Origin of the sequence: Streptomyces sp. NPDC051822 (assembly GCF_044452745.1) — a bacterium.
In the GTDB taxonomy this organism is placed as follows: domain Bacteria; phylum Actinomycetota; class Actinomycetes; order Streptomycetales; family Streptomycetaceae; genus Streptomyces.
In genome coordinates this window covers 110,146-132,478 of sequence record NZ_JBITBZ010000015.1, presented here as the reverse complement: position 1 = coordinate 132,478, position 22,333 = coordinate 110,146, and the positions used below count along the sequence as shown (strand labels likewise).

The 22,333-nt window shown below is 74.2% G+C and carries 22 protein-coding genes and 1 pseudogene; 8 read left to right on the top strand and 15 right to left on the bottom strand.

What is annotated here, in order from left to right; all coding sequences use genetic code 11:
- Positions 1-100: 100 nt before the first annotated feature.
- The 3 genes from ACIA8N_RS33805 to ACIA8N_RS33795 all read right to left on the bottom strand — a co-directional run bounded on the left by ACIA8N_RS33805 (position 101) and on the right by ACIA8N_RS33795 (position 2,170).
- Positions 101-589: a carboxymuconolactone decarboxylase family protein gene (locus ACIA8N_RS33805; protein ID WP_365787403.1), complete on the bottom strand. Its 489-nt coding sequence runs from the start codon at positions 587-589 to the stop codon at positions 101-103.
- Entirely contained in the window at positions 586-1,665 is a 1,080-nt protein-coding gene (locus ACIA8N_RS33800) for a dihydrodipicolinate reductase (protein WP_365787404.1), read from the bottom strand. Before ACIA8N_RS33800 ends, ACIA8N_RS33805 begins: the two co-directional genes overlap by 4 nt.
- 64 nt (positions 1,666-1,729) lie before the next feature.
- On the bottom strand, positions 1,730-2,170 hold the full coding sequence (locus ACIA8N_RS33795) for a GNAT family N-acetyltransferase (protein WP_365787406.1): 441 nt from the start codon (positions 2,168-2,170) through the stop codon (positions 1,730-1,732).
- A gap of 163 nt (positions 2,171-2,333) precedes the next feature.
- Between ACIA8N_RS33795 and ACIA8N_RS33790 the strand changes: the two genes are divergently transcribed.
- Positions 2,334-3,143 carry a L,D-transpeptidase family protein gene (locus ACIA8N_RS33790; RefSeq protein ID WP_365787408.1) on the top strand — a complete coding sequence of 270 codons (810 nt, stop codon included), beginning with the start codon at positions 2,334-2,336 and terminating at the stop codon, positions 3,141-3,143.
- A 49-nt stretch (positions 3,144-3,192) separates the two neighbouring features.
- On the opposite strand, the gene ACIA8N_RS33785 is transcribed toward ACIA8N_RS33790, so the two are convergent.
- From ACIA8N_RS33785 to ACIA8N_RS33770, 4 genes are all read right to left on the bottom strand, one after another.
- Complete coding sequence (locus tag ACIA8N_RS33785; RefSeq protein ID WP_365787410.1) at positions 3,193-4,575, bottom strand: NAD(P)/FAD-dependent oxidoreductase; 1,383 nt, start codon at positions 4,573-4,575, stop codon at positions 3,193-3,195.
- 147 nt (positions 4,576-4,722) lie between these two features.
- On the bottom strand, positions 4,723-5,895 hold the full coding sequence (locus tag ACIA8N_RS33780) for a YncE family protein (protein ID WP_399416867.1): 1,173 nt from the start codon (positions 5,893-5,895) through the stop codon (positions 4,723-4,725).
- Positions 5,896-6,089: 194 nt separating this feature from the next.
- Entirely contained in the window at positions 6,090-6,671 is a 582-nt protein-coding gene (locus ACIA8N_RS33775) for a dienelactone hydrolase family protein (RefSeq protein ID WP_365787414.1), read from the bottom strand.
- 323 nt (positions 6,672-6,994) lie between these two features.
- Positions 6,995-7,306, bottom strand: a complete 312-nt coding sequence (locus ACIA8N_RS33770) for a hypothetical protein (protein WP_365787459.1) — start codon at positions 7,304-7,306, stop codon at positions 6,995-6,997.
- Between the two features lie 190 nt (positions 7,307-7,496).
- Here ACIA8N_RS33770 and ACIA8N_RS33765 point away from each other — a divergent pair, with 190 nt between their 5' ends.
- The 6 genes from ACIA8N_RS33765 to ACIA8N_RS33740 all read left to right on the top strand — a co-directional run bounded on the left by ACIA8N_RS33765 (position 7,497) and on the right by ACIA8N_RS33740 (position 13,757).
- Positions 7,497-8,705: an RNA ligase gene (locus ACIA8N_RS33765; RefSeq protein WP_365787416.1), complete on the top strand. Its 1,209-nt coding sequence runs from the start codon at positions 7,497-7,499 to the stop codon at positions 8,703-8,705.
- A 2-nt stretch (positions 8,706-8,707) separates the two neighbouring features.
- On the top strand, positions 8,708-9,634 hold the full coding sequence (locus ACIA8N_RS33760; protein ID WP_365787418.1) for an AAA family ATPase: 927 nt from the start codon (positions 8,708-8,710) through the stop codon (positions 9,632-9,634).
- Positions 9,635-9,701: 67 nt separating this feature from the next.
- Positions 9,702-10,418 carry a ribonuclease H gene (locus ACIA8N_RS33755; RefSeq protein ID WP_365787420.1) on the top strand — a complete coding sequence of 239 codons (717 nt, stop codon included), beginning with the start codon at positions 9,702-9,704 and terminating at the stop codon, positions 10,416-10,418.
- A gap of 286 nt (positions 10,419-10,704) precedes the next feature.
- Positions 10,705-11,388 (top strand): GNAT family N-acetyltransferase, encoded by a 684-nt coding sequence (locus ACIA8N_RS33750; protein WP_030555239.1) that lies wholly within the window; start codon positions 10,705-10,707, stop codon positions 11,386-11,388.
- Positions 11,389-11,748: 360 nt separating this feature from the next.
- Positions 11,749-12,837: an enoyl-CoA hydratase/isomerase family protein gene (locus ACIA8N_RS33745; protein WP_399416866.1), complete on the top strand. Its 1,089-nt coding sequence runs from the start codon at positions 11,749-11,751 to the stop codon at positions 12,835-12,837.
- Complete coding sequence (locus ACIA8N_RS33740) at positions 12,834-13,757, top strand: glutaminase (protein ID WP_365787424.1); 924 nt, start codon at positions 12,834-12,836, stop codon at positions 13,755-13,757. The genes ACIA8N_RS33745 and ACIA8N_RS33740 overlap by 4 nt, the downstream gene beginning before the upstream one ends.
- Before the next feature lie 28 nt (positions 13,758-13,785).
- Here the strand turns inward: ACIA8N_RS33740 and ACIA8N_RS33735 are convergent.
- Positions 13,786-14,484, bottom strand: a pseudogene (locus ACIA8N_RS33735) (class I SAM-dependent methyltransferase); the annotation flags it as partial.
- A 9-nt stretch (positions 14,485-14,493) separates the two neighbouring features.
- Here ACIA8N_RS33735 and ACIA8N_RS33730 point away from each other — a divergent pair.
- On the top strand, positions 14,494-14,625 hold the full coding sequence (locus tag ACIA8N_RS33730; RefSeq protein WP_365787426.1) for a hypothetical protein: 132 nt from the start codon (positions 14,494-14,496) through the stop codon (positions 14,623-14,625).
- 32 nt (positions 14,626-14,657) lie between these two features.
- On the opposite strand, the gene ACIA8N_RS33725 is transcribed toward ACIA8N_RS33730, so the two are convergent.
- The 7 genes from ACIA8N_RS33725 to ACIA8N_RS33695 all read right to left on the bottom strand — a co-directional run bounded on the left by ACIA8N_RS33725 (position 14,658) and on the right by ACIA8N_RS33695 (position 22,329).
- Complete coding sequence (locus tag ACIA8N_RS33725; protein WP_365787428.1) at positions 14,658-16,031, bottom strand: aldehyde dehydrogenase family protein; 1,374 nt, start codon at positions 16,029-16,031, stop codon at positions 14,658-14,660.
- Between the two features lie 97 nt (positions 16,032-16,128).
- Positions 16,129-17,904, bottom strand: coding sequence for an asparagine synthase-related protein (locus ACIA8N_RS33720; protein ID WP_365787430.1), 1,776 nt, complete (start codon positions 17,902-17,904; stop codon positions 16,129-16,131).
- A gap of 50 nt (positions 17,905-17,954) precedes the next feature.
- Complete coding sequence (locus ACIA8N_RS33715) at positions 17,955-18,494, bottom strand: hypothetical protein (protein ID WP_365787432.1); 540 nt, start codon at positions 18,492-18,494, stop codon at positions 17,955-17,957.
- A gap of 43 nt (positions 18,495-18,537) precedes the next feature.
- A complete protein-coding gene (locus ACIA8N_RS33710) occupies positions 18,538-19,440 on the bottom strand; it encodes a hypothetical protein (protein WP_365787434.1) in 903 nt (300 codons plus the stop codon).
- Positions 19,437-20,546, bottom strand: a complete 1,110-nt coding sequence (locus ACIA8N_RS33705) for a hypothetical protein (protein ID WP_365787436.1) — start codon at positions 20,544-20,546, stop codon at positions 19,437-19,439. The genes ACIA8N_RS33710 and ACIA8N_RS33705 overlap by 4 nt, the downstream gene beginning before the upstream one ends.
- Positions 20,543-21,595 (bottom strand): hypothetical protein, encoded by a 1,053-nt coding sequence (locus ACIA8N_RS33700; RefSeq protein WP_365787438.1) that lies wholly within the window; start codon positions 21,593-21,595, stop codon positions 20,543-20,545. Before ACIA8N_RS33700 ends, ACIA8N_RS33705 begins: the two co-directional genes overlap by 4 nt.
- Complete coding sequence (locus ACIA8N_RS33695; protein WP_365787440.1) at positions 21,592-22,329, bottom strand: cupin domain-containing protein; 738 nt, start codon at positions 22,327-22,329, stop codon at positions 21,592-21,594. Before ACIA8N_RS33695 ends, ACIA8N_RS33700 begins: the two co-directional genes overlap by 4 nt.
- Positions 22,330-22,333 lie beyond the last annotated feature (4 nt).

The window sequence follows — 22,333 nt, the reverse complement described above, 5'->3', positions numbered from 1 at the left end:
GTCGTCGGTTGCCATGGCTCCGCCATGGCGCCCTCCTCCGCCTTGCGATCCACGGCACCAGACCCCGCTCCCTGATCCGGCCTGATCGGCAAGACACCCCCTAGTGGGTCGGCAGCACGCACACCGTGTCAAGCCCGAGCACCCGGTTGAGCCTCCCGAACGCGAGCCACGAGCCGAGACTCATCGTCAGCTCCACGATCTCCGCCTGGCTGTAGCGCGCCGTCATCCGGCCCCAGAACTCCTCGTCCAGACCGTGGTGGTCGAGCGCGTACCGCTCCGCGTACTCGGCCGCGAGCCGCGTCCGCTCGTCGAAGGCCTCCGAGACCGCCGTCTCCCGCCATGCCGCGACGACCTCGTCGAAGCCCTCCTCGACCTTCACCCCGTCCCGGTCCGTACGCCAGTCCAGACAGAAGCCGCACCCGTTGATCTGCGCGATCCTCAGCCGTGCCGCCTCGAACTCGCGCAGGCCCAGAGTCGTATGGGCGTACACGGACAGCGAGAAGTTCGCCGCCGCCGTCCCGATCTCCGGGACCATGTCGCCCCACACGTACCCGATCGGCTCCTGGCCCTCGGGAATGTCGATGATCACCGCGGTCTCCTTCCCAGCTTCCCGACCGCCGGCCGCAACGGCACGTCCAGCGCGTCGTACAGTCCCGGCCCGGCCGCCACCAGCCAGTCGATCGCCCCGACGAGCCGGCCGACCGCCGTGGCGTTCCCGCCCGCCGACCTGTTCTCGCCCTCGGCGGTCGCCGCCACCGTCACCTCGATCCGGGGACTCCCCTCGACGATCACCCGGTGCGCCCCAGCGCCGTCCGGCGGCACCGGCCAGTCCGGTGCGCACGAGGGATGGATACGGGTCACGTGCTCGATCACGATCCGGGGTTCTCCGTCGACGATCCCCTGCACCTCGAAGCGGATCGCGCCCTGCGTGCCCGCCTCGAAGACGCCCATCGTCCGGGTCTTCACGGTGGACTCCAACGGCCGCCGGTCCACGGTCTCGCGGATCTCGTCGAGCTCCGCGCCGAGCGCGCGGGCCATCAGCCGCACCTGGCCGCCCCACACCATCGTCGGCACCGAAGGCAGCAGCATGGGCGGCTCGTACTCCATCGGCCGGCCCATCCCGATCAGGTCCCGGACCGACTCCTCCTGCTCGTACGTCGAGTAGTCGAAGATCTCCTGACAGCGGATCACGTCGACGGTGCTTCCGAGCCCGCTCACGAGCAGCGGCAGGACGTCGTTGCCCCAGCCCGGATCCACCCCCGACACGAAGAGCGAGCCGCCTCCGTCGGCGACCGCCGCGAGCACCGGATCCCGGAACTCGGGCGGCGCGTTGCGCTGGTCGTACAGCGGATAGAGCGCGGGCGTGACCACCACCGCGCCCGTCCGCACCGCACGGGCCACGTCGTCGAGCGCCCCGTCGGGCCGGGTGTCGCCCGACGCCGCGTACACCACCGCCCCTGGCCGCCCGTCGAGCACCGCCCCGACGTCGTCGACGGCCACCACCCCGAGATCGCGCCCGAGCCCCGCGAGCCGCCCCGCGTCCCGGCCGACCTTCGCCGGATCGGCGACCAGCACGGCCGCGAGCTCAAGACCTGGATGGGCGTCCACGGCGCGGATCGCCGCGCGCCCGACATTTCCGGTACCCCACACCACCGTCCGAATCATGCGCGGAGGGTAGCGCCGGGCACCGAAGGTTCCCAGCCCTATGACAGCGCGATCTGACGTACCGTCAGGTAAGGCGCAGCGTCACGAACGGCACCGTGTCGCCCGGCAGGACGTACCGCTCCACCTCCACGAACCCGCGGGCGAGCGCGTACCGCAGCCCCTCCTCGTTGGAGGCGAGCACCACCGTCTCCAACCCCGCGTCGCTCAGCGTCCGCGCGTGCGCGAGCCCCCGCTCGTACAACGCCGTGCCGATCCCGCGCCCCCGGAACCCGGGCAGCGTCCGCGCGATGACGGTCGCCGCCGCGGTCTCCTCGTCCGGAGGGCGCACCGTCGAACAGCCCACCGCCACCTCCCCGAGGTACGCGACGTCCAGCCGGTTGCGGCCCGCGCGCTCCCGCACCTCGTCGAGGGAGAGGACGGCCGTGGGGATGATCGTGTTGTGGACGGCCCGCCAGTCCGCGAGCTGTGCCTCGCTCCTGGCCCGCTCCATACGAAGATCGTTCATCCGGGCAGGAAACCGCGCTCCCGCCCGGCCGGTCAACCGCTTTCGGACGCACGACCGGACCCGGACGGTGCCGCCGTACGGGTGAGGGCACCGGCGGTGCGGCAGGGCCGCACGCCGAACGGGTACGGATCGCAGCACTGCCCCCGGCCAGGAGGATCCGTCCATGTCCGTCCGCAAGGGCGCCCCCGCGCTGCTGAGCGCCGGCACACTGTGCGCGGCACTGTTGCTCGCCGGCTGCGCGAACGGCGCACCGTCCGCCCCCGCCGCGTCCGGTGGGCCGGCCGTCACGTCCCCGCCCGTCGGCGACTCCCGCCCCGAAGGCGCGCCACCCCGTGCCGCGGGCGAGGCCGCGAGCAGCCTCGCCTCCGCCGCCGTACCCGTCCCCCGGATCCCCGGCATCGGCCCCGGCACCCACGCCCTCGTCCCCGACGGCACCACCCAGGCACTCGTCGTCACCGGCGCCACCGCCGACGACAACACCTCCACCGCGACGCTGTACCAGCGGAGCCCCGGTGGGCCCTGGACCCAGGCCGCGGGACCCTGGCCCGCCCACAACGCGCTCAAGGGCTGGACCGCCGATCACCGGGCCGGTGACCTCCGCACGCCGATCGGGGTCTTCCGGATCGGCGACACCGGCGGCCGGCTGCCGGATCCCGGCGCCCGCTTCCCGTACGACCAGGACCCGGAGTTCGCCATCAGCGGCACCGGCTTCTCCGGCGAGCCCCTCGAAGGCTCCTTCGACCACGTGATCGCCATCGACTACAACCGGGTGCCGGGCAGGACGCCGCTGGACAAGGAGCGCCCGCTCGGCGCCGGGAAGGGCGGCGGGGTCTGGATCCACGTCGACCACGGCGGCCCCACCCAGGCCTGCGTCGCCCTGGAACGCGAGGCCCTGCGCTCACTGATCCGCGCCCTCGACCCGGCCGCGGAACCCGTCGTCGTCATGGGCCCGGCTCCCGATCTCGCACGTTGAGCGCGCCGGGACCGGCGGGCACCACCGGGCTCATCAGGCCCACCGGGCTTCAGCTGCTCCCGCCGGTCCCGAGGGCCCCCCGGAACGAGGCCGTGTGGCCGCGCACCTGCTCCGGTGTCAGGTAGGCGTCGGTGTACTCGAAGTCCCGCAGGGTGCCCGACTTCGACGCCAGGAACCCGGTCCGTACGAAGTCGTCCCCGGCCACGGCGTTCAGCAGCCAGTTCGTCATCACCCGGGTCTTGGCCACATTGGTCCTCAGCGCCGCCCAGTGGTACGCCCGGGCCACGGCCTGCGCGGGCATCCCGTGCAGCTCCACGCCGAGCGGCTTCGACACCCCGTCGAGCCCGCCGAGGTCCACCACGAGCCCCAGGTCCTTGTGCGCGTACGGCCGGGTCCGCTCCCCGCGAAGCGTCGCGACCAGGTTGTCGGCGACCGCCTTCCCCTGCCGCATCGCGTGCTGCGCGGTCGGCGGACAGATCGCGCCCTCCGCGCCCTTGGCGAGGTCGGGCACCGCCGCCGCGTCGCCGAGCGCCCACAGCCCGTCGAACCCCGGCACCGCCAGCTCGGCAGAGACGACGAGCCGGCCGCGGACGGTCTCCGCGCCGAGGGTGCCGATCAGCGGGCTGGCCGCCACCCCGGCCGTCCAGATCAGCGTCCGGCTCGGCAGCGCCCGTCCGTCGGTGAGCGTGACCGTCTCCTCGTCCACCGAGGCCACCGACACTCCCAGCGACACCTCGATCCCGCGCCTGGTCAGGATGTCCATCGCGGCGGCGCCCAGCTTGTCGCCCAGCTCCGGCATGAGCTTCGGCGCGATGTCCACCAGGTGCCACTTGATCAGCTTCGGGTCGATGCGCGGGTACCGCTTGACCGCGTTGTGGGTGAGCTGCTGGAGACAGGCCGCCGTCTCCGTGCCCGCGTATCCGCCGCCGACCACGACGAACTGCAGCCGTGCCGCCCGCTCCGCCTCGTCGTTGCTCGCGTCCGCCAGGTCCAGCTGCGCGATGACGTGGTCGCGGATGTACACCGCCTCGGCGAGCGTCTTCATCCCGCGCGCGTGCTCGGCGAGCCCCGGGATGTCGAAGCTGCGGGTCACACTGCCGGGCGCGAGCACCAGATGGTCGTACGGCTCGGTCACGTACTCGCCGGAGATCGTCCGCACCACACAGACCTTCGCCGCCGTGTCCACCCCGACCACGCCGCCGGGCACGATCCGGGTGCGGTGCCGTTCGCTGCGCCGCAGCGACAGCGCGACCGACTGCGGGGTCAGTACACCCGCAGCGACCTGGGGGAGCAGCGGCAGATACAGCTGGTACGAGAACGGCGAGAGCAGCGCGATGTGCGCCTCCCGTTCGACGAGCCGCCGTTCGAGCCTCCGTACGCAGGCCACTCCGGCGAATCCCGCGCCCACCACGAGAATCCTCGGTCGCGTCACGCTGTCCGCCCTTCCGTAGGAGCGTGCAAGGAGCCATCGGATGCGGCTCGTAAAGCCCATATGGCCAGTTTTTCGCCGACTATCAGTCGTTCACCCTTTCTATCGCCATTGTGGCGGTATCGCTCCTCGGCGTGAACGCGGCCCCGGTCAGAGGACCGCGATCCCCAGCGGGCGCGAGCCCGCGGCGAGGCGCCGGGTGTCGCCCGTGTCCAGGTCGACGATGCTCAGACCGTCCCAGTACCCGTCCCGCGTGAATCCACCGGTCACATAGGCGGTTTCGCCGTTTTTCGACACGGCCACGCTCTCGTGCGGCCCTTCCAGCGGGTAGACCCGCTCGGCCCCGCCGGGCGTCCGGACGGTGAGGGAGGGACCGCGGTCTACGTCTCGGTCGATCGGCCCCGTACCCACCGTCAGGAGCGTCCCGTCGGCGGTCACCGTCGCCCCGTGCTGGTGCGTGTTCGCCGTCATCGGCTCGATCGTGGTGCGGCCCGTGCGGGGGTCGACGACGGCCAGGCGCTCGCCCTCGAAGGGCAGCAGCAGCTTGCCGTCCGAGGGCCGTACGGCCGTGTAGTGCGGCTTGAGCCAGGAGCCGAGCCCGCCCTCGGTGCCGTACGGCGCCACCTCCACCCGGCGCGCCTCCAGCGTCCCCGCCGCGACGACCGTGACGTCGAAGGAGTCGTGGCCGGTCGCGTACACCTCAGCGCCGTCACGCGACACGTCCACGTCGAAGGGGCGCCGGCCCACCGGCACGGTGTCCGTGACCTTCAGGGCCGCGGTGTCGATCACCTCCAGGGTGCCGTTCCCGCCGGGCACGTTGACCCCCACGTACACCCGTCGCCCGTCCGGCGCGAGCGCGATGCCCATGCCGCCGCCCCGGTACTCGCCCGTGGTCACGGGCCCGGCGTCCGTCTCGTACGGGACGAGCGCCAGCCGCTGCCGGGTCGCGGTGTCCACGACCGCCACGCCCTCGGCGGTCGCCACCCAGGCCCGCCCGTCCGCGCCGACCACCAGGCCGTACGGCGCGGTACCGACCTTCACGGAGCCCGTGGCACCGCGCGCGGGGTCGACGAAGGTGACCGTGTCGGAGCCGAAGTCGCCGACCAGGAGCGTGCCCGGCGCGGGCTTCCCGGCGGGCGCGGTCGGCGCGGGCGTCACGGTGACCGACGAGCCTGCCGTGGGGGACACCCCGGCCGGCGGCGTCGGGCCCGCCGCCGACGCCGGCCCTCCGGACCCGGGCGCGCAACCGGCGAGGAGGGCCGCGGCCGCCGCTCCGGGCAGCAGGACCCGGGCGGTTCGGGACGTGCGGCGGTACTTCGTCATGTCGGACTCCTCGGTACGGCGGACACCGGGCGGCCCCGTCAGGAGACGGGCCCGCACCCTGCCCCGATCCTCCGCCCGGACACGGCGCCGCACGGTCCGACAGGCGGCCCCCGGTACGCGGCGGGACGGACGACACCGGGGTCAGCCGATCGGCTGACCCACCCGGCCCGCGAGTCCCTCAGTGCCTCACGCGGTCAGCGATCGATCCCGCCAAGGAAGCACAGGACCCGCTCGACGCACAGCGCGGCGGCCTCCGGCACGTGGGACGGCGCCCCGGCCTCCGCGAACAGGTGCGCGCTGCCCGGGTACAGGAACAGCCTCCGGTCCGCCGCGTCCGCCACGAGCGCGCGGGCCGCCGCCAGATCACCCTCGTCGACGAAGTACGGATCGGCGTCCATCCCGTGCACCTGCACGGGCACGCCCTCCGGCCAGGACCCGCCGAACTCCGTCACCGGCACGCAGGCGCCGAACAGCAGGGCGCCGCGCGCCCCCGCCCTGGTCTGCGCCAGCTTCTGCGCGGGCAGCACACCGAGCGAGAACCCGGCGAGGACGATGTCCTCCGGCAGCCCCTCGGCGGCGCGCTCGCCGCGCGCCACGAGCGTGCCGAAACCGATCTCCTGGGCGTATCCGCCGCCGGCCTCCAGGTCGGTGAACGTCCGCCCGTCGTACAGGTCGGGCACGTGCACCGTGTGCCCGGCCCGCCGCAGCTCGTCGGCGAACGCGCCGACGCCCGGCGTCAGCCCGAGCGCGTGGTGGAACAGCAGAACCTCGGCCATGTCGTCATCCCCTGATCCCGTTCGCGGCCCGCTCCACCGTGGCACGGGCCGTCCGGTGAGCAGCATGGCGCACGGCACTGACAACGCCCGGAACCCGGGGGACCGGGCCGGAGCGGAGTGCTGTCGTGAGGGCCACCGGAGCGGCCGGGCCGGCGCGGGGGCCAGGTCCTGTCTTTCGGATCAGGCCGGGCTCGCGGGGCCTGGTACGCACGCTCGCCGCGTTGTCGTCGGTCCCCAACGCTCCGCGTTGACTCCCTCCTCCGCCTTGCGATCGCACGTACCAGGCCCCGCTCCCTGATCCGGCCTGATCCGAAGGACAGGCCCTACCGCATCGGACGGTGCGGCAGCACGGCGCCCGCCTGGCCCACGACGCCCGCGTGCCCGTTGACGCCCATCTGCCCGCCGACGCCCATCTGTCCGCCGGCCCCGGGGTGCGCGACGGCGCCGGTGTGCGCCACGGCACCCGAGTGCGCGACGGCGCCCTGCGGTCCCGCGAAGCCCTGCGGCGGTACCTGGATGACCCGGCTCAGGTCCCGCAGAACCTCCTCGGCGACCTGGCGGACGTCACCCGGAACATCCCCCCGCTCCCGTATGAGCTCGGCGTAGATCGGTGCCGTGCCGTCCGCGTGGTTCATGGGGCTCGCTTCCTTCGTCTGCGCCGGCGACGTCACCGGCGTGGAGACGGCGAGTCTACGGGGCACCACCGACACGCCCGGGATCGGGAGCGCGCACATTTCCTCCCCTTCCGGCCCGGACCCGGAAAATCGCTGTGCTCCCCGGCCCCGCCGACCGAGAATGGATCATCGAACACCCGGGAGGGACCCCATGAGCCAGGCGACCCTGACTCTGCACGACCTGATGCCGTCCGAGGAACTCGCCACCGCGCTCGCGGACGGGCACGTCACGCGCAAACGGCACCCCGCGCTGCCGCTGTCCATCTACACGTACACGCGCGCGTGCCAGTACGCCCAGCACTGGAACCGGGCGACCACGCGCTGCCGCGGACTCGTCGCCGACGACGCGACCGGACGGATCGTCGCCCTCCCCCTCCCCAAGTTCTTCAACGTCTCCGAACACGCCACCGGGCGTCCCTACGCGCCGCCGCTGCCCGACGAGCCGTTCGAGGTGTACGACAAGGTCGACGGCAGCCTCGCCGTCGTCTTCCACTACGACGACCGCTGGCACGTCGCCTCCAAGGGCTCCTTCACCAGCGCCCAGGCGACCTGGGCGCAGCGCCGCCTCGACGCCGCCGACACGACGGGCCTCACGCCCGGTGTGACGTACCTCGCCGAGATCCTGTACCCGGGCAACCGCATCGTCGTGAACTACGGCGAGCGCCGCGACCTCGTCCTGCTCGCCGCCTTCGGCCACGACGGCACCGAGGTCCCCCTCGCCGAGGCCGCCACCGGCTGGGACCCCGTCGGCTCGATCGTCCGCACCTGGCCCGCCATGAGCGTCGCCGAGCTCGTCGCCCTGACCGAGTCCAACACCCTCCCGGGCGGCCACCGGGCCACCGGCACCGACGCCGAGGGCTTCGTCCTGCGCTTCGCCTCCGGTCTGCGCGCCAAGGCCAAGCTCGCCGAGTACGTCCGCCTCCACAAGGTGCTCACCGGCGTCACCGAGCGCGACGTCTGGCGCGGCCACGGCATCCAGCGCTTCGCCGCCCTGCCCGCCGCCGAACTGGCCAAGGGCCTGGGCTGCGCCGTCGCCGAGGTCGAGGCCTCCGGCGGCAAGCCCCTCGACGCGCTCCTCGAACAGGTGCCGGACGAGTTCGACGCCTGGGTGCGCCAGGTGATCGCAGGCCTGGAAGCCGCCGCCGCCGAGCGCGAGCGGGCCGTCGACGAGGCGTACGCCCGCCTGGCCCACCTCGCCGGCGACCGCGGCGCCTTCGCCCGCGCCGCCGCGGGCGTGTCCGACCGCGGCCTGCGCGCCGCCCTGTTCCTCCGCCTCGACGGGCGCCCCACCGACCTCCTCGTGTGGCGGCAGCTGCGCCCCGAGACCGCCGACCCCTTCGCCACCGACCAGGAGAACTGACCGTGCCTGTCGTTCACGTCATGACCGGCCTCCCGGCCTCCGGGAAGACGACGGCCGCCCGCGCCCTCCAGGCCGCCGCCGAGGGCCGCGTGCGCCGCGTCAACCTCGACGACCTCCGCGCCATGCTCGACCTCCCCGCGACCGGCACGGCCGACCACCGGGGCCACTCCCGCACGCACGAGCAGACCGTCCTCGGCATCCAGGACGCCGCCGTCCGCGCGGCCGTCGACGACGGCTTCGACGTCGTCGTCGACAACACGCATCTGACCCCGCACATCCCCAAGCGGCTGAAGGCCGCCGTCGCCGGCCTGGCCACCTTCGCCGTCCACGACTTCACGTCCGTGCCCGTCGACGAGTGCGTCCGCCGCGACGCCGCGCGCGAGCGGCCCGTCGGCGAGGAGATCATCCGGATCCTCGCCGACAAGCACGCCAAGGCCACCCGGGGCGGCTGGCGGCTCACCGCGGACTGGCTCAACGACCGGCCGGCCGTCGAGGCCTACGTCGCGGACCCCGGCCTGCCCACCGCCGTCATGTGCGACATCGACGGCACCCTCGCGCTGCGCGTCGACCGGGGGCCGTACGACTTCACGCGCTGCGACCGCGACCTGCTCAACGTCTCCGTGCGCGACGCCCTGCGCGCCTTCCGGCAGAGCGAGAGGGACCGGATCGTCCTCCTCTCCGGCCGGAGCGAGGACCACCGTGCCCTCACCGAGAGCTGGCTCGCCCGCCACGAGGTGCCCTACGACGAACTGTGGATGCGTGCGTCCGGCGACGGCCGCGGCGACGACCTGGTGAAGGCGGAGCTGTTCGACGCCCACGTACGCCACCGCTACGCCGTCCGCGTCTCCCTCGACGACCGGGACCGCGTCGTCGCCCTCTGGCGCCGTATGGGCCTGCCCACCTGGCAGGTGAACTACGGCGCCTTCTGAGGCCGGGAAGGCCGTCGCGACGCGGGGGTGGGACGGCCCGCCCCCGCCGTCGTGTCAGGATCGTGGGATGGTGGAAAAGATCATCGCGGCCTGCGACGGCGCGTCGAAGGGAAACCCCGGGCCCGCGGCCTGGGCATGGGTCATCGGCCGGACCGACGGCGGCATCGACCGCTGGGAGGCGGGCCCGCTCGGCCGGGCGACGAACAACGTGGCCGAACTCACGGCCCTCGAACGGCTGCTCGAAGCGCTCGACCCCGCCGTGCCCGTCGAGGTCCGGATGGACTCGCAGTACGCCATGAAGGCCGTCACGACCTGGCTGCCCGGCTGGCGCCGCAAGGGCTGGAAGACCTCGTCCGGCAGCCCCGTGGCCAACAAGGAGCTGGTCGTCCGGATCGACGCGCTCCTCACCGGCCGGGACGTCGACTTCGTGTACGTGCCCGCGCACCAGGTCGACGGCGACCCCCTCAACGACGCGGCCGACCGCGCGGCCAGCCACACCGCCCGCACCCAGGAGCCCACGGGTTCGGACGCCGGTGCCCCGCTGCCCCCGCCGGAGGCCCCGACACGCTCCTCCGCGCCCCGCGTGCGCTCCTCCGCGCCCTCCGGCTCCGCGGGCGCCTCCCCGGGTGGTTCCTCCGGTGGTTCCTCCGCACGAAGGACACGCCCGTCGGGCGGCACGCTCAAGGCGAGATTCGCCGGCCGCTGCCGCTGCGGAAAGGCCTACGACAAGGGCGAGACCATCTCCAAGAACCCCGACGGCTGGGGCCACCCCACCTGCGTCTGAACCGTCCCGCCGTCCGACTGGCGGGCGGCCCCGTCCGTTGTCTGAGACCGGTCAGACCCGGGCGCGCGCGAGCCTTCACCCGCGCGTGTACCCGGGTTCTCCGGGGGTTCTGTTCTCCGAGCGCTTGTGGCTGCATACTGTCCTCCTCGCACCGGTGACGAACCGTTTTACCTGCTTGTTTGTCGCTCTCACGACAAGATCGGCACCGGCGAGAACCTCCCCCTTGCCGCCGCCGCGGTCACCCCACGGCGGAAGCTCTCCCTGCCCGTGAAAGACCCGAGGTTCCGTGCCAGTACCTGTTCTCCTGACCGGGCGCTCCGTGCGCCTGGAGCCGCTGGCGATGCGGCACGCCGAAGCCCTCGCCCGGGCCGGCGGGGCGGACCGAGCGGCCTACGCCTTCACCCCCGTACCCGACGGCTTCGAATCGGCCCTCGACTACATCGCCCGTGCCCTGACCGATCAGGCGGCAGGACGATCCCTGCCCTTCGCCCTGGTGAGTACGGCCGACGAACGAGTCATCGGTTCGACCCGGTTCCTCGAACTCGACTACTGGAGGGGCCCGCTCACCTGGCCGCCCCTCCCCGGCATGCCGCACGGAGATCCGCTGACCTCCGTGCCGGACGCCGCCGAGATCGGCAACACCTGGATCGCCGGGGACGCCCGGGGTACCGGCATCAACACCGAGGCCAAGTACCTCATGCTCCGGCATGCCTTCGAAGCCTGGGGCGTCCGGCGCATCACCATGCGCGCCGACGCCCGCAACACCCGCTCCAGAATCGCGATCGAACGGCTCGGAGCGAGCTGCGAAGGCGTCCGCCGTGCCCACTCGCGCGGGCTCGACGGAGCCGTCCGCGACACGGCCTTCTACTCGATCCTCGACGAGGAATGGCCCACCGTCCGCGACATCATCGAGCTCCGCCTGTCCACCCCCCGCCAGGTGCGCGTCCCCCAGGACCTGCTCCCGGCCTGAACCCTTCCCTCACCGCTCCGGCGGGGGCTCGCGTCCCCGCCGGAGCGGTGGTTCCATGGAAGGGACGGGAAGGACTCCACAGTGAGGACACGGGGTAGCGGCCCTCACGGACCGCGCACCGTGCAATCCGGATCCGCGAGAAGCGGATGAGTCCTTCCCGCTCCCGTCCCCTTCCCGCCCTCATGTCCTTCCCGCCCTCGTGTCCCCCGCGGATCCCCTCCTGCCCCAGGCCTCGGCCTCCCGTCGCTGCCGCCACTCCCGGCGCCCCCGTGACAGGACCGGCTGCCGCTCGTCCCTCCGTACCCGCCCGGTACGGTGATCGGGACAGCGAGCCGCGCCACCCGAAGGGACCGAGTGATCGTGCCGACCGGAACCGCCGACGTACTCCTCCGGACGGAGGGCCGGGCCGGAATCATCACCCTGAACCGCCCCCGTGCCATCAACGCGCTCACCCACCCCATGGTCCTCGCCGTCGACGCGGCCCTCACGGAGTGGGAGCACGACCCGGCGGTCGCCACCGTCGTCATCGAGGGCGCCGGGGAACGCGGTCTCTGCGCCGGCGGCGACATCCGCGCCATCCACGACGACGCCCGCGCCGGCGGCACCGCCTCGGCGGCCTTCTGGCGCGACGAGTACCGGCTCAACGCCCGCATCGCCCGCTACCCCAAGCCCTACGTCGCCCTCATGGACGGCATCGTCATGGGCGGCGGCGTCGGCGTCTCCGCGCACGGCTCCGTCCGCGTCGTCACCGAACGCTCACGCGTCGCCATGCCGGAGACCGGCATCGGATTCGTCCCCGACGTCGGAGGCACCCACCTCCTCGGCCGCGCCCCCGGCGAACTCGGCACGCACCTGGCCCTCACCGGCGGCCACGTCGGCGCCGCCGACGCGATCCTCACCGGCCTCGCCGACCACTTCGTCCCCTCCGCCGAACTCCCCGCCCTGGTGCGCGACCTGAGCCGCCTGCCCGCAGAGGAGGCCGTCGCCCGCCACACCGCCACGGCCCCGGCCGGCGTCCTCGCCGAGCAGCGGGAGTGGATCGACGCCTGCTACCCGGCCGAGACCGTCGAGACCGTCGTGGAGCGCCTCTTCGAGACCGGGGTGCCCGCCGCCAAGGAGGCGGCCACGACCCTCCTCGCGAAATCCCCGACCGCGCTCAAGGCCACCCTGGCCACCCTCCGCCGCTCCCGCGCCCTCGCCACCCTCGAAGAGGTCCTCGACCTGGAGTTCAGGGTCTCCTGCGCCGCGCTCACCACCCCCGACCTCGTCGAGGGCATCCGCGCCCAGGTCGTCGACAAGGACCGCGACCCGCACTGGACCCCGGCCCGCCTCGACGAGGTCACGGACGAGGACGTCGCCCGCTACTTCACCGCGCCCCCCGGTGGCGACCTCGGCCTCGCCGACGCCCTGCGGACCCGTGAGGACCGGGGAGCCCGGGCCGGCGCATGACCACGACCACCTCCTTCCAGCCCGTACTCGACCGCATCGCCGAGGAGATCGCCGGACTCACGGACCGGGGCACCCCGGCCGACTACATCCCGGCCCTCGCCGCGGGCGACCCTACGGACTTCGGCATGGCCGTGGCCGAACTCGACGGCACGGTCTACGGGGTGGGGGACTGGCGCCGCCCCTTCTCCACCCAGTCCGTCACCAAGGTCTTCACCCTGGCGCTCGCCCTCGCCGGGGAGGGCGAGGAACTCTGGGCCCACGTCGGCAGGGAACCCTCCGGCGACCCCTTCAACTCCCTCGTCCAGCTGGAGTACGAACAGGGCATCCCCCGCAACCCCTTCATCAACGCCGGCGCCCTCGTCGTCACCGACCGCCTGCACCGGCTGACCGGCGACGCCTCGGGCAGCCTGCTCGCCTTCCTCCGGGCCGAGAGCGGCAACCCGGACCTCGCCTTCGACAGCGGCGTGGCCGCCTCGGAAGCCGCCCACGGCGACCGCAACGCGGCCCTCGCGCACTTCATGGCCTCCTACGGCAACATCACAGGACCCGTCCCCGACCTGCTGCGCGAGTACTTCCGCCAGTGCTCCCTCGAAGCCTCCTGCGCCGACCTGGCCCTGGCCACCGGCTTCCTGGCCCGGCACGGCCTGCGCGCCGACGGCAGCCGCCTGCTGACCCGGAGCCAGGCCAAACAGGTCAACGCGGTCATGCTCACCTGCGGCACCTACGACGCGGCCGGTGACTTCGCCTACCGCGTGGGCCTGCCGGGCAAGAGCGGCGTCGGCGGGGCGGTCGTGGCCGTGGTCCCGGGGCGCTGCACCCTGTGCGTCTGGAGTCCGGGCCTCGACAGCCGGGGCAACTCGGTGGCGGGTGTGACGGCGCTCGACCGCTTCACCACGATCACGGGCCTGTCCGTGTTCTGAGCGGGCCGGTCCCGGCCCGCGGGACACGTCACTCGGCGACGAGCAGGCGCAGGCCGAGATCCGACGCGTCGAGACGGGCCAGCTCGCTGTTGCGTTCGGCCCACCGACCGGACCGGAGGTCGTCGCCGAGGCTCCGTACCGCCCGCCGCTCGGCCTCCGGCCCGACCTTCGTCCACACGGACATCGCACGGCGTACGTGCTCCTCCAGGTACATGTCCGGCCGGCGCCAGTACGCCTCGAACAGGCCGTCGGTGCAGTTCCAGGGAACGGGCACCGGCTCGGCGCGGGCCCCGATCGCGCCGGCCATCCCGGCGAGCGAGGGGAAGTCCGCGAGGAGGACGGCGAACTCGGGCAGGTAGTCGCGGGTGAGCCAGAACCGGTCCTGCCAGCCGGGCTCGTCGGTGTCGAAGGTGAGCACCACCACCCGGCGGGCCACGCGCCGCATCTCGCGCAGCCCGGCCATCGGGTCCCCCCAGTGGTGGACGGTGGAGACGGCCATCGCCCCGTCGAACGAGCCGTCCCCGAACGGCAGGTTCTCCGCGGTGGCGGCCACGCACGGCGCCGCGCCCGCGAGCCGCTGGCCCCGCATGACCGCCGACGGCTCCACCGCGGTCACATGGCGGTCGGCGGGCTCGTAGGAGCCGGTGCCCGCGCCGACGTTCAGTACCGTCCGCGCGTCCCCGAGGGCCTCCAGGATCTGCGCGGCGATCCGCGGATCGGTACGTCTGATCGGCGCGTGCCCACGGCGGAGATCGCGTCGCTGCACGAGTTCACCCACGGGTTCTTCAACGCCGTCCACGGCGTCCATCTCGCCGACCGGGCCACCGACCGGCTCACCGAACGACTCCGGCGTCTGAGCGACGTCTAGGGCCTGTCCGGCGGATCAGGGTCGGACACGACCTAGGCTCCGGAACGCAGCCGGACCGTGACCGTCTTGGGCCGCTGGTACTCCTGGAGTGCCAGCGTGCTCAGGTCGGTGCCGTGGCCCGAGGCGCCGCGGCCGCCGTGCGGGAGTTCCGCCGTCTGCACGAGATGGCAGTTGAGCCAGGTCTCGCCCGCGTCCAGGGCGGCGGCGAGTTCGAGTCCTGCCGTGAGGTCGGTGGTCCACACGCTCGCCGCGAGCGCCTGCGGGACGCTGCCCGCCAGGGTGAGGGCGGCCTCGACCCCGTCGGCCCGCTGCACGGTGAGGAGCGGGCCGAACACCTCCTCGGTGACGGCCGGGTCGTCGTCCGGGAGGTCAGCGAGCAGCCGGGCGGGCCGCCAGTGCCCCGCCTCCTCGCCGGGCCCCGGGGCGATGTCCGCGACGAGGTTCCGCTTGGCGCCGGAGGAGGCGACGAGACGGTCGTAGCGCTCCGCCTGGTCCGGGTTGTTCAGCGGCCCGAAGTCACGGCCCGCCACCCGCGACCGCAGGGCCGCCGCGAGACCCTCGACGGCGGCCTCGTAGTTCTCCGGCAGGGTGATGACCCGCGCAGGGGCGGCGCAGCTCTGCCCCGCGTTGTACGTGACGGCCTCCGCGAGGGACGACCAGGTGTCGCCGGGCGCGTCCGGGAGGACGATCGCCGGAGCGTTGCCGCCCAGTTCCAGACTGACCCGCCGGGTCCCCGCGCGCGCCGCCACGTCCGCACCTGCCCGCCCGCTGCCGGTGAACGCCACCATGTCCACCGCCGCCCCGACGAGCAGCCGGCCGGTCTCCCGGTCGCCCGTGAGGCACTGGAGCACGTCCGGGCCGAGCACGGACCCGGCGTGCCCGGCGAGGAGCAGCAGACTGTCGGGGGTCGTCTCGGCAGGCTTCACGACGACCGTGTTCCCGGCCGCCAGGGCCGGTGCGCAGCGCCAGGCAGCCATGAGCAGCGGATAGTTCCACGGCACGACCGCACCCACCACGCCGACCGGCTCCCAGCGCACCCAGCTCTCGTGGCCCGCCACGAGGCGGCCCGCCGCCGGCGCGGTGCGCGTCCTGGCCGCCGTCGCGAAGAACCGGAACAGGTCCGCGACCTGCTCTATCTCGCCCGCCACCTCCGCCTCCGGCTTGCCCGTCCCGGCCCGCTCACGGGCCGCGTACTCCGCCGCGTGCTCCTCGACCAGGCCCGCGAGGTGGTCCAGCCGGCGCCCGCGGTCCTTGGGCGTGAGCCCGCTCCAGGTAGACAGCGCGCCGCGCCCGGCGGCCACGGCGGCCAGGACCTCGGGCAGCCGCGAGCGTACGGAGGTGCCGCGCGGCGCGCCGGTGCGGGGGTCGGTCAGGTCGACGGGGGGAGTCGAGGAGCTGGTGCTCATGAGGGCCTTTCGTGGAGCGGTGCACCGTGGGGCGGGGGATCAGGACATGGGAGATCGGGGGACCGGCGGACGGGTGGACCGGTCTGCCGTACGCGGTTCACACCTCGTACGACCGCAGCCAGAGCTCCAGGGTCAGCACCAGCCACAGCTTCCCGCCCTGCCGGGGCAGCAGGCCGCCGTCGCCCCGCAGCCAGGCGCGGACGGTCTCCGGCCGGAAGAGCCCTCGCTGCCGGGAGGTGGGACCGAGGAGCAGGTCCTGGCCGAGGTCACGGAGCGGCCCGGTCAGCCACTGCTGCACCGGCACCCGCATCCCGCTCTTGGGCCGGTCGACCACCGTGTCCGGGAGGAGGTCACGGACGGCCTCCTTGAGGATCCACTTCTCCGCCGTCCCCCGGAGTTTGAAGGAGGGCGGGGTCGCGAAGGCGTGGTCGACGACCGACCGGTCGAAGAGCGGGGACCGGCCCTCCACCCCCTGCGAGGAGGTCAGCCGTTCCACCTTCGTGAGGATGTGGTGGGCGCCCTTGGTCCGCAGGTTGCAGTGGAGCAGCTGGTTGAGGAGGTGTCCCATCCGGTACGGGCCACCGCCGTCCGCCGTCAGGTACGGCGCCACGTGCCGCTCCAGCGGCGGGGCGTCCCGCAGGGCCGCGAGCGCCGGTGCGGTCAGCAGGTCCGGCAGGTCGGTCCAGCACTTGCGGTACGAGCGGAGGTAGGCGGTCGCCCGGTCCTCGTCCCAGGGCGCGCCCGGCGTCCTGTGCATCTCCTGGACCAGCATGGGGAGGTTCTTCGGGCCGCCGAAGACGGGGTCGCCGCCCTCACCGTTGAGGACGACGGAGGCGCCGTCGGCGGCCACGGCCTCGGCGAGCATCAGGTTCGGCACGGTCAGCGGGTCGCCGACGGGGCTGTCGAGGAGCGCCGCCGCCTCGGCGAGCCGCGCGGCCACGGCCTCGCCCGACACGTTCAGGACCTGGTGGCGGGTGTGGCAGTGCGTGGCGACCAGGCCCGAGTACCCCAGTTCGTTCGGCAGGTCGTCGCCGAAGCTGATGGAGTACGTGTGCACCGGGTGGCTGTGGAGCTTCGCCGCGAGGGCCGTGACCAGCGAGCTGTCGATCCCGCCGGAGAGGAGCACGGCGGCCGGTTCGGCGGCGGGCAGGCGGCTCGCCGTAGCCCGCTCCAACAGGGCCCGCAGCTCCAGGACATGACCCGTCGGGTCCGTCGGCGCGGGCTGCTCGATCCGTTCCCTGGGCTCCCAGTGGACGGTCTCGGTGGACGCCCCGTCCCGGTACAGCCGGAGCACCCGTCCGGGCAGCAGCTCCCGTACGCCGGTCAGCAGGGTCTCCTCCCCGGGCAGATAGGCGAAGGTGAGGAAGGAGCGGACGGCTGACAGGTTCATCGAGGTGCCGAGCGCGGGCCAGCGGCGCAGCGCGCGCAGGGAGGTGGAGGCGGCCCAGGCGCCGTCGGCCCGTGCGTAGAACAGGGTGCGGGCACCGACGTGGTCGCGGATCAGGACCAGGTCCTGACCGTCGAGGACGGCCAGCACGAACATCCCCTCGGCAAGTGCCACCCCCGCGTCCCCGAGCAACGCCCAGCAGCGCAGGAGCAGTTCACCGTCCGGGCAGCCGGGCTGCGGTGGCGCGGACCGTTCCGCGAGGGCGGCGAGCAGCACCGGCCGGTTGTGCAGGGTGACCTCCCCGACCGCCGTCCGGCCGTACGCGGTGAACGGGCCCTCTGCGTGGCCGGTCTCGCCGGTGAGCAGAGACACCTCTGCGCCGGGGACCCCGGCCGGTGTGTGCCTGGGTCCGAGGGCGCCCATCGCGTCGAGATGGGCGCGGGCCTGCCCGGTGGTCGCGGCCAGGCAGGCGCACAGACGTGCCACGTACGGCTCCTTCTTCTTCTCGTGCTGTTCTCGGGGGGTGCGTGCGCGGCTCAGCCGAAGTCGTCGTCGCTCCAGGCGTCCGCGTCGCCGTCCCAGTTCGCGTCCCAGTCGTTCCCGTCCCCGTCCTCGCCGCCACCGCCCCCGCTGTCGCCGCCGCCTCCGGAGGACTGGTTGGCCTGCGCCTGCTGCTGCCGCAGCGCCTCCTCCTGTTCGGGGGACATGCTCAGCGGCGGCAGCTGGGCGGCGGTGATCGCGAGGGTCGCCACCCCCAGGCCGGTGAGGAGCACGCCCATCCGGCCGCCGAAGGAACTCCGGTTGACCAGGACCTTCTCGCCGCGCGCCCACAGCGTGCGGCCGTAGCCGATGTCCCGGGCGTAGGCGGTGGTGCCGTCGGCGAGGGTGCGTTTGATGATGCGGTCGCCGAGCAGCTCGTCGGTGCCGGAGGCGTCGCGGTTGTCGTGCCAGGACACGAGGTGCGGGCGGCCGGGGGTGCGGCGCCGCCACTCCTCCAGGCCGTCCTCGTAGGTGCGGTGGACGGTGCCGTCGGCGAGCAGTTCGTCCGTGTAGCCGATCTCTTCGGGACGGATCATGGTGTGCGTACCTCGGGTAGGTGGGAGGGGGCGCCGGGGCGGGTCACGCGGCGGGCCAGGTCATGAAGCCGGTTCCGCGCAGTCCGCGCAGGCCGCTCCACAGGGAGTCGCGGGGTGGTTGTGGTCCCCGGGTCAGGCGCAGGACCGTGCGGACGAGCCGGGCCGGCGGCACGGCCGCCACCTGGGCGAACCGTCCGCCCGCCAGCCACTCGGCCTCCCGTGGCCGCAGGGCGGCGGGCCGGTCCGCGAGGGCGGCGGGTCCGGGAGCCGGTCCTCGGCCGGAGGGCAGGCGCAGGGCGGCCGCGTGCCGGGGCACGAGGCCGAGGGACACCACCCGGACGCCGGGCACCGGCCCGAGGCCGGCCCTGACCCGGGCGGGGAGCGCGATTCCGGACGGGCTCGCGTCGTGCAGGACGTGCACGGTCGCGCCGCCGGCCCGCTCCAGGGCGGCGGCCAGCCGCGGGTCGAGCGGCAGGGCGTCCGGGGCGGCGAGGACCGGGCACGCCGCTTCCAGGTGGACGTGGTTGGCGAGCAGCATCCCGGCGATCGAGCGGTCCTGGCAGATCAGCAGCCGGGGCAGCCCGTAGTCGTAGAGGTCCGGCTCCGACGGCTCGCCCGGACCCGTGGTGGGCCGTGCGGCCAGGGGCGGGAGGAGGCCCGGGACGTTCTCCCGGCCGAGGGCGTCCAGCGCGCGCGTGAAGGCGGGCAGGCGCAGGACCGGGGCAGGGGTGCCGGGGATCCGGCCGAGGAGGGCCGCTCCGGGGCTCAGGACGCGGCAGGTCTCGTAGTAGAGCTGGCGCTCGGTGAAACGCAGCCCGCCGGGCGCGGCGGCGCGGTCCGCGGCCACGGCGACGGCCCGGCCGGCCGGCCGGGCGGCGAGGCCGTGACCGGGGCGGCGGCCGGGAAGGGCGGTCGGGGCGGCGGGAGGAAGGTGTCGCTGGCTCATCCGGCCGGGGCGCCTTTCGTTCGGGACGTCCCGCCGACCGGCGCCGGCGGTTCGGCAGGCCAGCTCAGGAAGCCGTCGGGGGAGCGGAGTCCGGCTGTCCTCGCCGCCCGCGCCTGCCGTACCGCTGCCGTGACGACCGCCTCCAGGCGGCGTGGCGGCACGGCGGCGAGGGGGCTCCAGAACCCCTGGGCCAGCCACGCGGCGTCCGCCTCGGACAGGCCCGCGACGGAACGGAGGTCCGCGGCGCTCGCCCCGGGCGCCTTCGCGACCCGGTGGACGGCTCCGCGGCGCGTCCGGACGGCAGCCGCGGGAAGGCCCGCGTCCAGCACCACCCTGTCCGGGTACGCCTGCCGCAGCAGCGGGGCGAGCAACGCCCCCAGGGTGCTCGCGTCGTGGAGCACCACCACCGGAAGCCCCTCGGGTACGTCGACGAGCGCCTCGTGCGCGGCGGACGGCCGGGCCTCGACGAGGAGCGCCTTCAGCTTCGCGGGGATGCCGTTGACCCGGAGGAACACGGCGACCGCGTGGTCGGTGCAGAGGATCACGGCCTCGGGGCGGTCCACCGGGGCCTCGCGGGGTGCCGGGGCGCGCGGGCCGTCGTCCGCCACACCCGGCGGCAGCTTCCGGTAGGCGGCCTGCCAGGGGCCGGCCATCATCTGCCGGAACTCGCCCTCCGCGGGGCTGATGTACGACCGGGGGGCTTCGGCGGGCCTGTACCGCATGACCGAGGCCGCCACCACGACGGCGACGGCGGCGGTGACGGTGACGGCGATCGTGCCCGGCGGGCCGTGGGTGAGCGCGCCGGCCACGAGCAGGAGCAGGGCGAGGGGAGCGGCGACCAGCCACCGGACGCCGGCTCTGATCCCGCGGGCGGGCTTCGCCACCCGGCAACTGCTGTACGTGCGGCTGAGGTACCAGAGCTGGGTGACGGTCATCCGCAGCCGGCCGCTCTCGGTGGCCTCCGCGGCGATCCGTCGGATCCGGAGGTCGTTCATGCCCCGGCCGTGGATCCTCGGGTCGAGCGCGAACCGCTTCGCGCAGCGCGAACACACCTGCCCGGTCCGTTCCTTGGCCGGCAGCTTGGCGGCGCAGTGGGGGCAGGTCACCGGTCACCCGCCAGGTCCGGTGCCGCCGTGTCCGGCCAGGTCAGGAAGCCCAGGTCGGCGGCGCGCCGCCGGTCGGCGTCGAGCCCCCGCGTGAGCTGTCCCGCGACCCGCTCGACGACGGTGAGCAGCCGGGCAGGCGGCAGCCCGACGAGCGGGAACCGCCAGCCCTTGGCGAGCCACTTCAGTTCCTCGGGGGTGAACGCGCCGAGTCCGGCCAGGAGCCGCATGTCCTGCGCGCCGGGCCTGCGCCCAGGCTCCCGGTACGGAACGGCCTGGGGCAGGGCCCGTACCGTGCGCAGCGGCGGTGCGGCGTCCACGACGGTACGGCCCGGCAGGGCGTCCCGGACGCGCAGGACGAGGAGTTCGCCGTACGCGTCGATGTCGCGGAGCACCAGTACCGGACCGCTCGACGGCACCGCGCGGGCCTCCTCGGGGCTCCGGGCGGGGACCAGGCCGTAGCGGGCGGGCAGCCCGTCGGCGACGAGGAAGGCCAGGACGGCGGGGTCGGGGCAGACGAGGACCCCGAAGACGGCGCCCGGCTCCGCCGCGCCGGCTGGGGCGGAGTCCCCGGCGTCCAGCACTCCGGCCGGCAGGGCTCCGTACACCTTGCGCCACTCGGCGAGCACCTGGGCGGGGAAGGCCTCGCGGGGGACGGTCGGGATGCCCTTCCCGACGCCCGCGGCACGGGCCGCGGCGATGCCCAGGGCGACGAGCAGCATGGCGGCGGTGAGGAGCAGCACCTGCGGGACCTCGCTGACGGCGGCCGCGATGGTGGCGATGACGGCCACTCCGACCGCCGGGCCGACGCAGCCCGGCGCGAAGACGTCCTCCCGGAGGCGCTTGCGGGAGAGGGCGTACCAGAGCTGGTCCGGTGTGATCCGGATGCGGCCCTCGTCGGTGAGCGCGGTGGTGATCCTGCGCACCCGGAGATCGTTGAGACCGAGCGGGTTGGTCTTGGGGTCGAGGGCGTACGAGCGGTGGCAGTGGGAGCAGCGGTTGCCGGTGCGTTCCCTGCGGAGCAGGCTGCGTTCGCAGTGCGGGCAGATCACCGGGGCACCTCCAGGGCGGAGGCCATCCGGCGCAGCCGCGCGGCGATCCGTTCCCGGACCGTCGTGGCGGCGATGCCGTCGACCCGCTGGGCGCGTTCGATGTCGCGGAGCGCGGCGGCCAGGGCCCGGTGGTCGGTGAGCGCTCCGGCGGCCGGGGCGGTGCCCCCGCCGGGGCCGCCCGCGGGCGCATCCGCCCGCCGCTCGGCCTCGGCCGCGGTGATCGCGTAGTCCTCGTGATCGATCCCGTAGCCGGTGTTCGCGGCGAGGATCGTCAGCGGTACGTCGGCGCGGTTGGCGAAGGAGTGCGGCATCATCTCCGGGATCCGGATCAGCATCCCCGGCACGAGCGGGACGTCGACGACGCGTGCCCGGGCCCCGTCGTACAGCCCGCAGGCGGCATGGCCGAGGCTGAGGACGAAATGCTCGCCGCCGTGCGCGTGCGGGGTGAAGGCGCTGCGCGGGCCCACGACCCCGAGTTTGACGGTGGCGTTGGACGGCCGCTCGGGCGAGGTGGCCGCGTCCCCCACCAGATAGTGGGCGAACTGCCCGTCGTCGATGAACCGCAGGAAATCCCGCTCCGGCCCGAGCTCCCTGCGGCCCTCCCGGTCGGCGAGCAGGATGCCGCCGTCGGGCCTCAGGTGGTACAGCTCCACGCCGCCCGGCAGGTCCCGGGGGAGCCCGCCGGGCATGTCCTCCGGCACCCTGTCCCACGCTCGTACGGGTCGCTCCGCCATCGCG